Origin of the sequence: Sphingomonas melonis DAPP-PG 224 (assembly GCF_000379045.1) — a bacterium.
Lineage (GTDB): Bacteria > Pseudomonadota > Alphaproteobacteria > Sphingomonadales > Sphingomonadaceae > Sphingomonas > Sphingomonas aquatilis.
This window is the reverse complement of the sequence record NZ_KB900605.1, coordinates 1,517,526-1,530,678: the sequence shown is the minus strand read 5'-3', so window position 1 is coordinate 1,530,678 and position 13,153 is coordinate 1,517,526. Positions and strand designations below refer to the sequence as shown.

Genomic DNA, 13,153 nt, shown 5'->3' with positions numbered 1-13,153 from the left:
AGTAAGAGGCGAGGCCGTGACCGCTACCGCCCTCGCTCGCCGGACCCGCGTCCTGTTCGCCGCCTGTGCGCTCGCCGCAATGGGTGTCGGCAACGCCGGGGCGCAATCGACGGGGTTCGATCTGGCAGGCCCGTCGCTGACGGTCAGCGTCACGCACGGCGGCGTCACACTCCCTTTGTCGCAGGTGCCCAATCTGGCGGTCGGCGACCGCGTCCGCGTCGCGGTCGACCTGCCGCGGGCGCAAGGCGCGCGCTATCGGCTGGTGCTCGCCTTCCTGCGCGGCGCGACCAATCCGCCGCCCAAGGACTGGCTGTTCGACGCCGAACCGTGGAAGGCGAAGAAGGCGACGATCGACGCGACCGTCCCCACGGGCGCGGAGCAGGCGATCGTGCTGCTGGTCCCCGATACCGGCGGCGCGCTGGATGCCGTGTCGTCGGCGATCCGGGGGCGACCCGGTGCGTTCGTGCGCGCATCGCAGGAGCTGAATCAGGCGATGCTCGACCGGGCGCGACTGGAGACGTTCATCGCCAACGTCACCCATCGCGATCCGGCAGAGCTGGCCGACGTCTCGCCGCAGCTCGCGCGCAGCCTTGCGGTAAAGCTCGATACCGACTGTCTGCTGCGCCAGCCCGATGCGCGCGCCGCCTGCCTGACCCAATCGAGCAACGCCGCCGTGCTCGCCGATGCGCAGACCAGCTCGATCGCGCAGACCCTGGCCGGGACGCCTGCCGACATCGCCTTGCAGCTCAGTTCAACGCCCCAGGCGGGCTATGGCTATTACAGCCCCTATATCGGCGTGATCCGCGACGTCGTGCGCCTGTTCGGCGCGTTCCAGTCGGCGCAGCTCCAGTTCATTCCGGCGCTCGGCGTACAGCATGACGCGAGCACCGCGTTGCTGCTCAACACCGTACCCTCGTTCCGCAAGCCGCAATCGGTGCTGGTCGCCGCGCTGCCCGGCGTCGCCGCGCCGATCCTGCCGCCGCTGTCGGCGCGGGTGGAGGGCGCGCTGTGCGCCAGCCGGCCCGGATTGCTGCTGCCGGTCGCGGGGGCGCCTTTGGTGTTCGCGACCCGCTATGCCCGCGACCTGTCGCTGCGCGTCAAGAGCGCGAACGGACAGACGCGCGAGGTGCCGCTGACGATCGATCCGGTCGGCGGCGGCTTCGTCCTCGGCAAGACCGACGGCGCCTTCGAACCCAGCGCGGACGCGACGGTCCACGGCCTGTGGGGCTATCAGCCGTTCGAGGGGCCGACGTTCCGATTGGTGGCGACCGCGGGCCGCACGTGGCGCGTGGCGGACGACGCCACGCTGATCGTCGGGCGCGAAACGCCGCTACGGCTGGTCGGCGGCGCCGCGCCCTGCGTCACGCGCGTGGTGCTGGAACAGGCGGACGGTGCCGCCCGCCCGGTCGCTTGGACGGCAGCGGATGCGGACAGCCTGTCGCTGAAGGTGCCGCTCGCCGATGCGACGCCGGGGCCGGTGACGCTGGCGCTGTACGGCTATGGATCGGACCAGCCGCAACGGCTGGCCTTGCGCACCTTCGCCGAATCGAGCCGGATCGCCGGGTTCGACCTGCACGCGGGTGACCGGCAGGGTGTGCTGACCGGCACGCGGCTGGATCAGGTCGCCAGCCTGGACATGGCGGGCGTGCTCTTCCGCCCTGGCGCGCTCGAGCGCTCCGGCACGGGCGACCGGCTGCCGATGGTAACGGACATGGCCGATGTCGGCGCCTTCCAGCCCAAACAGGCACGCGAGGCGAAGGTGACGCTGCGCGACGGCCGCCAGATCGCGCTGAAGGTGACGATCGGCGCACCCCGCCCGCAGGCGACGCTGGTTGCGAAATCCGTGGAACGGGTCGGCCCCGCCCCTGCCTTGCCGATCGCGCTGACGGGGGACGATCTGGTGCCGCAGGATGCGCGGCTGACCTTCTCGCTGCGGGTCGGGGGCGATGCGCGCCTGTCACCCGGCGATGCGGTAGAGGTGACGGCAAGCGACGCCTCGCGATCGGTGACGGTGCCGCTGCAGCTCCAGGATGCGGAGGTGGGGATCGCGTCTCTCGTCCCCGCCACGGCACTGGGCGCATCGGCGCACGGGGCGCTGCGCTTCCGGCTGCTGCAAGGCGGCGTCGCGGGTCCGTGGCAGCCGCTGGCGACGCTGGTGCGCCTGCCGACGCTGACCGCCTGGCACTGCCCGAAGAGCGGGTCCTGCACGCTGACCGGCGACGCGCTGTTCCTGATCCGCAGCATTGCCAGCGGCGGACAGAGCGTGCCGGTGCCGGACGGATTTACCGGCGCCTCGATTCCCGTGCCGGCCCCGGCGGACGGGACGCTGAGGCTGACGTTGCGCGACACGCCGCAGCCGGTGGTGACGGTGCGTCTGGCGCCATAGCCGGACAGGACGGCGCCACGCGCGGGACAGGCGGCGTGCTCCCACCGGAAGATGCCAGCCTCCGCCGGGATGACCGCCTGGGTGTCCCCGTGGCCTCCTAACGCCAGCCGGGCCGGTTGGCAGCGATCGCCGCGCCGATCCGATCGGCAATGATGCGCTGATCGCCGAGCGAGGGGTGCGCGTTGCAGCCCCCGAAGACGAGGCCCGTCACCGGCACGAAGACGATGCGGCGATCCCCCGCCGCGCGCATCGCGGCGACCACCTTGCCTTCCTCCGCCGCGATCTCGCCATCGGCGAGGTCGGTCGCCCATAGGACGATCAGCGCATCCGGATCGCGCGCCCGCAGCGTCCGCAGGAAGCGCAGATAGGTCGCCTCATAATCGGCGTGCAGCGCCGCGCGCGTCGCCCATCGCTCACCGGCATGCAGCGGCGTGCTGAAGTCGTTGGTGCCGAGCGCCGCGACGATCACCTGCGGGTGCCACTCCGGCTCCGACGCCTGCGTCGCGCGATCGAACAGGACGTACGGATAGGCCTCGGGCAGTTTCGGTGCGGCGAAGCCATTATAGTTGCGCACGACGCCGCGGCCGGAGATCGCGTTCACCTGATAGTCCGCCCCATAACGCCGGGCCAGCATCGCACCGAAGCCGCGGGACGTATCGGTCGTCGCCCATACATCCGCCTCCGAGCAGGTGCGTGTAGGCGATGTGACACCATAGCCAACGGTGTGCGAGTCGCCGACGAACTCGATCTGTCGCGCACGGCGGGGCAGCGGCTCGGCCACGGTGCCGGGCTCGGCATAGAAAGGGCCGAAGCCGGTCGGCGCCGCCTGGCTTTCGGACGTGACCTCGACCCGTACGACATGGCGCGCGTCCGACAGCCCGCCGATCCGGTAGAGCCCCGGCGCGGGCTTGACGAGCGTGTCCACCACCTGTCCGTCGACGAGGACAAGGAGCGCCACCTCCCCCGCGCCCACCCGGAACAGCACGCCACCGCCGCGCACCGCCGTTTCCATATAGCCGCCCGGCCACTGACGGACGATTCCCCCTCCGTCCCGCGCCGCGCGCCCATGGACCGCCATCGGCAGCGCGGCGAGGCGCGGCGGCGTGATCGACACGCGCGTGACGCGTTGCGCCAAGCCCGCGGCGGGCGCGGCCGCGATCAGGACCACGCCGGCCAGCCATCCCGTCATCGCCCGTCGCATCGCCCTCATCCTCTCCGCCGTGTGGCCCCCTCATGGCAGAGCAAGCCCTGCAACGCCAAGGGCGCCTGCGCCGCGCCACCGTGTCGCCCATCGGCCACACGTCTGTCGTAATCGCAATCGATTGAAAATGAGCGTTGCAATCGATTGCCGTCATGCTATTGGCAGTCTTGCAGACTTCGAAAGAGAGTCGGTGTCAGGGAGGATCGCATGAAGGCTCGCCATTATCTGTTGACCACTGCCGCGCTGCTGATCGCCGGCACCGCCCACGCACAGGTCGCGCCCGCGCCTGCAGATACGGCAGCGAACGATACCGCGCAGACCGATGCCGCGCCGGCGCCCGATCAGGGTCAGGACATCGTCGTCACCGGCGTCGCCCAAGGGCGCAATCGCCTCGACACGTCGATCTCGGTCAGCTCGCTCGACGCCGATCTCACCTCGAAGATCCCGCCGCGCAACACCGCCGAAATCCTGCGCAACCTGCCCGGCGTTCGCGTCGAGGCATCGGGCGGCGAAGGCAATGCCAATATCTCGGTCCGCGGCCTGCCCGTCGCCTCGGGTGGTTCGAAGTTCCTGCAATTGCAGGAAGACGGCCTGCCGGTGCTGGAATTCGGCGACATCATCTTCGGCAATGCCGACATCTTCATCCGCAACGACCTGTCGCTCGCCCGCATCGAATCGGTTCGCGGCGGCTCGGCCTCGACCTTCGCCAGCAATTCGCCGGGCGGCATCATCAACTTCATCTCGAAGACGGGCGAAAAGGACGGCGGCTCGTTCCAGCTGTCGAGCGGCCTCGACTATCGCGAATATCGCGCCGACTTCGCCTATGGCGGCCATATCGACGCCAACACCCGCTATGAAATGAGCGGCTTCTACCGGATCGGCGACGGCCCGCGCCATGTCGGCTATGACGCCATGCGCGGCGGCCAGATCAAGGCGAACATCACCCGCGAATTCGACGGCGGCTATATCCGCCTCTACGGCAAGTATCTCGACGACCGCAGCATCGCCTTCCTCCCCAATCCGGTGCGCGTGACGGGCAGCAACGGCGACCCCAATTATCAGAACGTCCCCGGCTTCTCTATCAACGAAGATACGCTGCACAGCCGCTATATCCAGTCGGTGCTGACGCTGGACGGCAACAACAACCCCGTCCGCCGGCAGATCGGCGACGGCATGCATCCGGACGTGAAGTCGGTCGGGTTCGAAGGGCAGTTCCGCATCGCCGACGGCTGGAACATCACCGAACGCTTCCGCTATTCGGCGATTTCGGGCGACTTCGTCTCGCCCTTCCCCGCATCGGTAGGTGACGCGCAGACGACCGCCAACGGCTTTGCCGGCGCCAATGCGCAGCTCTTCTACGCCAGCGGGCCGCTCGCCGGACAGCGGATCACCAACCCGTCGGCGCTCGGCGGCAACGGCCTGCTCGCCAGCGTCGTGCTGTTCGACGTGAAGCTCAACAGCCTCGACAACATCACCAACGACCTGCGCATCAACGGCAAGGTCGATCTGGGCGGCGGCGCGCTGTCGATCGCGGCCGGCATGTACAATTCGCGGCAGGACGTGAAGACCGACTGGCTGTGGACGTCCTTCTTCCAGACGGTGCAGGGCGATGGCCGATCGGTGCTGGTCGACATCCGCAACGCGGCGGGCGTATCGCAAACCGCGGGCGGCACGCTCTATTCGGCGGCCTTCTTCGGCAATTGCTGCCGCCGCAGCTATGACGTGCGCTACACCACCAACGCGCCGTTCGCGCAGCTGGGCTTCGAGGTCGGGCGGCTCAACGTCGACGCCAGCGTCCGCTACGACTTCGGCTCGGCGAAGGGCGGGATTCGCGGCGATCTGCCGGGCGCGGTCACGACGCGGGCGCAGGACATGGACGGCAACGGCGTGATCTCGCCCGCCGAACAGACGGTGGCGTTCCTGCCCGCCAACCGCGCGCCGGTGAACTACGATTACAACTACCTGTCCTATTCGGCGGGTGCGAACTATCGCCTCAGCGACACGCTCGCGGTCTTCGCCCGCTACAGCCGCGGCGGCCGCGTCAACGCCGATCGCCTGCTGTTCGGCCCGCTGGTCAACACCACCACCGGCGCGCTCGTGAACGGCGCTAAGCCCTACGACTTCGTCAAGCAGGCCGAAGGCGGCGTGAAGTTCAATTCCGGCCCGATCGGCCTGTACGCGACCGTGTTCAACGCGCGGACGCAGGAGACGAACTACCTGCTCTCGCAGCAGCAATTCACCAGCCGCGATTACGAAGCGACCGGTGTCGAGCTGGAAGGCCGCTTCCGCCGCGGGCCCTTTTCGTTGACCGCCGCGGGCACCTACACCGACTCGAAGATCACGCGCGATGCGACCGACGCGACGCTGAACGGCAAGCGCCCGCAGCGGCAGGCGTCCTTCGTCTATCAGGCGACGCCGCAGGTGGATTTCGGCCGGATCAGCGTCGGCGCCAACGTCATCGGCACCACGTCCAGCTACACGCAGCCGGTCAACCAGCTGAAGATGCCGGCCTATACGCAGGTCAACGGCTTCATCGTGATCCGCCCGGCGGACAATGTCAGCATCAACGTCAACGCCAACAACATCTTCAACGTAAAGGGCATCACCGAAGCGGAAGACGCCGCGATCCCGGCCAACGGGCTGGTCCGCGCGCGCTCGATCAACGGCCGTACGATCGGCGCCGCGATCCGCTTCGACTTCTGACGCGTGCGAAGGCGGCAGGCGGAGACCGGCATCCCGGTCTCCGCCTGTGCCGTCACGTCCGATCCGCTATCGCTCCGTCCGAACGCACAGCATCGTCAGCCCGCCGCCCACCGCCAATACGGCCAACGCCAGCATCACGCCGACGAAATCGTGCGGCGTCGCAAAGACCCAGGCGAGCGGCGGCCCCAGCAGAGAGGGCAAGGTGTTGGCGAGGTTGAGCAGGCCCAGGTCGCGCCCGCGATGGCGTGGATTGGGCAGCAATTGCATCGCGACGCCCGCGTTGAGCGCGACGAACACCGACGACCCCAGCGTATAGACGACGAATGCCGCCGCCCCGGCCGGCCATCCCCGCGCCAGCGCCATCCCTGCGAGCCCCGCAGCCGCGATCAGCGCGGCCAGCAGGATCGCGGGCTTCCGCCGTCGCGTCAGGTCGGACAGACGGCCCAGGATCAGTGCCGCGGGCAATGGGACGATGAACGCAATCGTCAGCAGGTGCCCGATCCGGCCGGGCAATCCCGCTCGCTCCGCCGCGGGCACGATGCTTTCGAAATAATAGAGCAGATAGGTCTGCGTCACGACGCCGGCGATCTGGACGAACAGGCGCGCCACGCCCGCGACGATCAGGTCGCGACGCGACGCGCGCACGTCACCACGCGGATCGCGATCCGCCACCGCGATGCGGGCGCGGGCCAGCAGGAGCGGCGCGATACAGGCGGCAACCGCCGCCGGCAGGATCGCGAACCGTGCCGCCTCCGTCAGCGTCGCCTGCCCGACCAGCACGGTCGAAACGATCGACGCGAGCGGTCCGCCCAGCGCGAACAGGCCGCCCGCGACGCCTTTCTGCGCGTCCGGCACCTCTTCCGCCATGATCGCCATCATCGGCGCGAGCAGCGCATTCACCGCGATTTGAAACGCGACGAGCGCCGCGACCAGCGCGAGCGGCGTCGCCGCGACGATCAGCCCGCCATAGCTCGCCGCGGTCGCCGCCACGCCGCCCGCCATCCACGCCCGTCGCCCGCCGCCGCGCGCCACCGACCGGTCGCTGAGCCAGCCGAACAGCACGTTCGATATGCTGGCGGCGATGGCACCGGCGAATACCGTGGCGGTAAAGACGCCGATCCGCGCCTCACCGCTCAGCCCCTCGACCTTGAGCGGCAGCAGCAAAGTCAGCAGCGGCAGATAGGCGATGACGCCACCGGCATTGGCCAGCGCCACCGCCCCGAGGAAGCCGGGCGAGCGCAAGGGAAATCGGGACGCCATCGTCCTCCCCTGCGCTCCTTTGCGCCGCCCGGCAATCCACGTCAGCGGCCGTGCCCTATGGCTTCATCGTCTGCGCTTCGAGCGTCGCGGTCGACACCATCGTACGATCCGCCGCATCCTGCGCCAGCGCGACCCGATAGCGCCCGCCCGCGATCCGCCAGCCGGGCAGTCCGGTGTCGTAATCGGCGACGATGCGCGGTTCGGCGGTCAGCGTCACGCGCCGCGTCTCGCCCGGCTTCAGGGCGAGGCGGGTGAAGGCACCGAGCCGCATCGGCGTCGCGCCGTCGTCGCGCGCGACGTACATCTGCGGCACGTCCACGCCCTCGCGCCGTCCGACGTTGGTCACGGTGAACGTCACGCTCAGCGTCTTGCCGCCGGTCACCACCGGGTTGCTATAGGCGAAGCGCGTGTAGGTGAGACCATGGCCGAACGGGAACAGGGGTTTCAGCCCCTTCTTCTCATACCAGCGATAGCCGACATCGGCACCCTCGACATACTCGACCGGGAAGCTTTGCAGCTGATAATTGGAGGCTGCCGCCGGGTTCGCCGCTGCCGCCGCCTGCAGGTCGGTCATTGTGTCGAGGCCTACCGGCCGCGGGCGCGGCGGCTGCGACGCGTCGGCGGGGAAGGTGATCGGCAGGCGTCCGGACGGCGCGACCTTGCCGGTCAGGATCGCGGCCAGCGCCTCGCCGCCACGCTGGCCCGGATACCAGGCCTGCACCACGGCCGGCACCTTGGCGATCCAGGGCATCAGCACCGGACCGCCCGTTTCCATCACCGCGATCGTCTTCGGCTGAGCGTCCGCGATCGCAGCGATCAGCGCGTCCTGCTGGTTGGGCAGATGCAGGTCGGGCACGTCGTCCGCCTCGGTCGTCCATTGCGTCGCAAAGACGATGGCGAGGTCCGCCGAGCGCGCGGCGTCCAGCGTCGCGTTGAAATTGCGCCCGTCGACCCAATCGACCTTCACCCCCGGCAGCGCCTTGCGCAATGCGTCGAGCGGCGAGGAGGCGTGATAGGTGATCCGCGCGAACGACGCCGATCCGCCGGTCGACAGCGGAATCTCCACCGGCGCCCCGCCGACCGATCGGACCTGGCTGGACCCGCCGCCCGACAGGACGCCGACATCGGCATTGCCCCCGATCACGACGATCCGCTTTGCGGTGCGCGCGATCGGCAACAGGTCACCCTGATTCTTCAGCAACACGATGCCTGCCTCGGCGGTACGCTGCGCGACCAGCGCATGCGCGGCATAATCGGGGGTGACGGTGCGTGCGGGCACCGCCCGGTCGAACGCGCCCGTCTCGATCAGGCCGGTCAGATAGCGCGCGACCATGTCGTCCAGCCGCGCCTCGGAGACACTGCCCTTTACCACCGCCTCAGCCAGCGGCGCGCCGAAATAGATCGCCTTGTCGAGTTCCTGCCCCGATTCCTGGTCGAGCCCCGCATTGGCCGCCTTCACGGTCGAATGCACCGCGCCCCAATCGCTCATCACCCAACCGGGATAGTTCCAGTCACGCTTCAGCACATCGGTCAGCAGGTGCTTGTTCTCGCACGCCCAGTCACCGTTGACCTTGTTGTACGCGCACATGACCGATCCGGGATGCCCCTTTTCGATCGCGATCTGGAAGGCGAGCAGATCGCTCATGCGCAGTGCCGCCTCGCCGATCCGCGCATCGACCACCATGCGGCCAGTCTCCTGCGAGTTGAGCGCGAAATGCTTGATCGTCGAGACGATGTTGTTCGACTGGACCCCGGCGATATGCGCGCCGCCCAGCGTGCCCGCGAGCAGCGGATCCTCGCCCAGATATTCGAAGTTGCGGCCGTTCCACGGATCGCGCGTCAAATTGACGCCACCGGCCAGCAGCACGTTGAAGCGCTTGTCGCGCGCCTCCGACCCGATCATCGCGCCGCCCGCCTGTGCGATCGCGGGATCGAAGCTGGCCGCAGTGGCAAGGCTGGAGGGTAGCGCGGTAGCGACGTCGCCCTTGCGCTGTTCCACCTGATTGGCAACGCCAAGCGACGCATCGCTTTCGCGCACCAGCGGCACGCCGAGGCGCGGGATGCCGTCGATATGGCCGGCGGAGGGGATGAGTTCGTTCGGCGTCTTGCCCGCCGCCATCGGTGGAAACAGGCCATGGACCAGCGCGAACTTCTCCGCCTGCGTCATCCGCGCGACGATCCGGTCGGCGCGGGCACGGGGCGACGAGGGCCCGCGTGTTTCGTCGCTCGCCGGGGTTTGCGCTTTCGCCGAAACCGCCTGCGCGTGCGCCTGTGCGGTCATGCCCGCTGCGACCAGCGCGATCGTCGCCAGCCCGCCGGCCATCCTTGCCTTCGTCACCGTCATCCTCCCGACTATCCGATTTTGGCCGCTTGTGTTGCATTTCTGCCAGCCTGTCCAGAGAACGTTCACAATTGCGGATCGCGCAGTTCGGACACGTCTTGACACATTCGGGCCTTTGCACGAGTGAACGTTCCCAAGAAGCGCGGCGACAACCGCGCCCTTTTGTTATTGGGGAGGATTTCCATGCGCAGCGTCCATGCTCGCCTGCTTTCGCACTTCGCTATCGGCGTTTCGACCGCCGCCCTGATGCTGCCGGCTGCCGCCGCGGCGCAGGATGCCGCCGCCACCGTCGGCCAGACCGGCCCGGCGCAGACCGATCCCCAGCCCGCCACCGCCGATGGCACCGCGGGCCAGGCGGACGGCGACATCGTCGTCACCGGCATCCGCGCGTCGCTTCGCGACTCGGTCAACATCAAGCGCAACGCCCAGGGTATCGTCGACGCGATCAGCGCCGAGGACATGGGCAAGTTCCCCGACACGAACCTCGCCGAATCGCTGCAGCGGATCACCGGCGTGTCGATCGACCGGTCGAACGGCGAAGGCCAGTTCGTCACCGTCCGTGGCTTCGGCGCCGACTATAACCTCGTCACCCTCAACGGTCGCCAGATGCCGACGTCGTTCATCGGCGACGGCAACAGCGCGCCGGGCTCGCGCGCGTTCGACTTCGCCACGCTCGCGTCCGAAGGCGTGGCCGCGCTGGAGGTCTACAAGTCCGGTCGCGCCAGCATTCCGACCGGCGGCATCGGCGCGACGGTCAACGTCCGCACCCCCCGCCCGCTCGACAAGCCCGGCCTGCGCGGATCGATCGCGGCACGCGGCGTCGTCGACACCTCGCAGAACGGCCGCAAGGACGTCACGCCCGAAATCTCGGGCATCATTTCCGATACGTTCGCCGACGACCGGATCGGGATCCTGATCAACGGCACCTACCAGCGCCGCAACTTCAGTTCGAACACCGCCAACATCGGCTGGCGCGACGGCTATCTGGGCAACGAGAACAACTGGGGGTCGCTGGCGATGCCGGGCGACCCGCGCTACGCCAACATCACCAACCGGCCCAAGGCCACCGACGTGTATCAGGTGCCGCAGAACGGCGGCTACGACGTCATCAACGGCCGGCGCGAGCGCATCAACGGCCAGGCGGTGCTGCAATTCCGCCCGACCGACGATCTGACCGCAACGATCGATTACACCTACGCACGCAACACGATCGACATTCGCGATAATAGCGTCGGCATCTGGTACAACCACAACGACACGCTGAGTGCGTGGACCAACGGCCCGGTCGCCGGCCCGATCTTTTACACCGAGCGCTTTGGCGCGGGCGAAACCAAGGATCTGGCCTATTCGGCGTCGCAGACCTCGGTGCGCAACGAAAACAAGTCGCTCGGCGGCAACCTGACGTGGAACGCACCGGGTGGCGTGACGATGACGCTCGATGCGCATCACTCGACTGCCGAATCGAAGCCGAACAGCCCGTACGGCAACAGCAACTCGGTCGGCACCGCCGTCTTCGGCGTCCAGAACCAGACGCTGAACTTCGATCACGAACTGCCCGTGATCTCGTACAACATGTATTCGGGCATCGATCCGCTGAATGCGGCCAATATCGTTCCCACCGGCAACGCGTTCCGCAATTCCTATTTCCGCGACGAGATCAACCAGGTCATGGTGCGCGGCCATTACGACCACGGCCACGGCTTCATGGACAGCCTGGACTGGGGCACCGAATATACCGACAACTCGGTACGCTCGGCCTACAGCGTCCTGCAGAACGATACCTGGGGCGGCACCGGCGGCGACAGCCCGGCGCAGCGCGCCGCGGCGGCGGCATTGCTGCCCGACAATCTGTTCAAGCTGACCAGCATCCCCGATAAGTTCTCCGGGATCAGCGGCGCGAACGATCCGAACATCATCAAGTCGTTCTACAGCTTCGACCTGCCGAGCGTCGTCAAGCTGCTCGACCAGGCGTACAAGATCTGCGGTGGCAACGGCCAGTGCCTGATCCCGTACAACACCGATTCGCGCGTCCACGAAAAGACGATGTCGGCCTATGCCCAGTTCAACGGCAAGTTCGACCTATTCTCGCGCACCGCGCACCTGATCGCCGGGCTGCGGTACGAACATACCGACGTTTCCGCGTCTGCGCTCGTGCCCACGCCGGTCGGCGCGCGGCAGAATTCGCAGAACGAATTCAACGTGCTGTTCCAGGGCAGCGGCTTCACGACGTTCAAGGGCAGTTACGAGAACTGGCTGCCCTCGGTCGACTTCGACTTCCAGCCGCTGGAGAACGTCAAGCTGCGTGCATCGTATAGCCATACGATCGCCCGTGCGGATTACGGCAGCCTGCAGGGCGGTCGCCGGATCGACCAGCTGTTCCGCGTCGGTGGCGGCACCGGTGCGGTCGGCAACCCCAACCTCGTGCCCTACAAGTCGAAGAACATCGATCTGTCGGCGGAATGGTATTACACCCGCGACAGCTACATCTCGGTCGGCTACTTCCACAAGGACGTGTCGAACTACATCAGCACGACCCAGGTCAACACGACGATCCCGGGCATCACCACGCCGTATAACGGCCCCCGTTATCAGGCGGCGGTCGCAGCTCTTACCGCGCGTGGCCAGGATCTGACCTTCGCCAACATCCGCGATTACATCGGTACCAACTATCCGGGCTCGGTGGTCAACGGCACGATCATCGCGCAGGCGAATGATCCGCTGGTGAATTTCATCGTCTCGACGCCGTTCAACAGCAGCCAGACCGCCGCGATCGATGGCTTCGAATTCGCGATCCAGCACAATTTCTGGAACACCGGCTTTGGCACGATCCTCAACTACACGATCGTCAACAGCAATCAGAAGTACGACAACACCAAGCCCTCGAGCGTTGCGCAATTTGCGGTGCTGGGTCTGTCGGACAGTGCCAATGCCGTGCTGTTCTTCGACAAATACGGCATCAACGCACGTGCGGCCTACAATTGGCGCAAGGGGTTCTTGGCCGCAGCGGGCACCAACCCGGTCTACGTCAACACCTATGGCCAGCTCGACGGCACGATCAGCTATGCGATCACGCCGCACGTCACGATCTTTGCCGAAGGGATCAACATCCTGGGCGAAAATCGCGGCGGCCACCTTCGCTCGGACCGCAACATCAATTTCGTGACCAAGCAGGATGCGCGCTACTCGGCGGGCGCCCGCTTCACCTTCTAATTCCCCCACGGGCCTGCCAGCCTTCTCCCTCCAGAGAAGGCTGGCTTTTTTC

The 13,153-nt window shown here is 67.5% G+C and carries 6 protein-coding genes; 3 read left to right on the top strand and 3 right to left on the bottom strand.

Features of this window, described 5'->3' with window-relative positions:
- Positions 1–16: 16 nt before the first annotated feature.
- Complete coding sequence (locus SPHME3_RS20000) at positions 17–2,386, top strand: hypothetical protein (protein WP_020486576.1); 2,370 nt, start codon at positions 17–19, stop codon at positions 2,384–2,386.
- A 97-nt stretch (positions 2,387–2,483) separates the two neighbouring features.
- Here the strand turns inward: SPHME3_RS20000 and SPHME3_RS0107495 are convergent, their stop codons facing one another.
- The gene (locus SPHME3_RS0107495) at positions 2,484–3,587 is read right to left on the bottom strand and encodes an SGNH/GDSL hydrolase family protein (protein ID WP_020486577.1); all 1,104 of its coding nucleotides are present in this window, start codon (positions 3,585–3,587) and stop codon (positions 2,484–2,486) included.
- A gap of 207 nt (positions 3,588–3,794) precedes the next feature.
- On the opposite strand from SPHME3_RS0107495, the gene SPHME3_RS0107490 reads away from it, so the two are divergent.
- Positions 3,795–6,290, top strand: coding sequence for a TonB-dependent receptor domain-containing protein (locus SPHME3_RS0107490; protein ID WP_017979788.1), 2,496 nt, complete (start codon positions 3,795–3,797; stop codon positions 6,288–6,290).
- A gap of 66 nt (positions 6,291–6,356) precedes the next feature.
- Here SPHME3_RS0107490 and SPHME3_RS0107485 read toward each other — a convergent pair whose 3' ends face one another.
- Complete coding sequence (locus tag SPHME3_RS0107485; RefSeq protein WP_020486578.1) at positions 6,357–7,550, bottom strand: MFS transporter; 1,194 nt, start codon at positions 7,548–7,550, stop codon at positions 6,357–6,359.
- A gap of 55 nt (positions 7,551–7,605) precedes the next feature.
- On the bottom strand, positions 7,606–9,873 hold the full coding sequence (locus SPHME3_RS0107480) for a beta-glucosidase (protein WP_017979790.1): 2,268 nt from the start codon (positions 9,871–9,873) through the stop codon (positions 7,606–7,608).
- A gap of 201 nt (positions 9,874–10,074) precedes the next feature.
- Between SPHME3_RS0107480 and SPHME3_RS0107475 the strand changes: the two genes are divergently transcribed.
- The gene (locus SPHME3_RS0107475) at positions 10,075–13,101 is read left to right on the top strand and encodes a TonB-dependent receptor (protein WP_017979791.1); all 3,027 of its coding nucleotides are present in this window, start codon (positions 10,075–10,077) and stop codon (positions 13,099–13,101) included.
- Positions 13,102–13,153 lie beyond the last annotated feature (52 nt).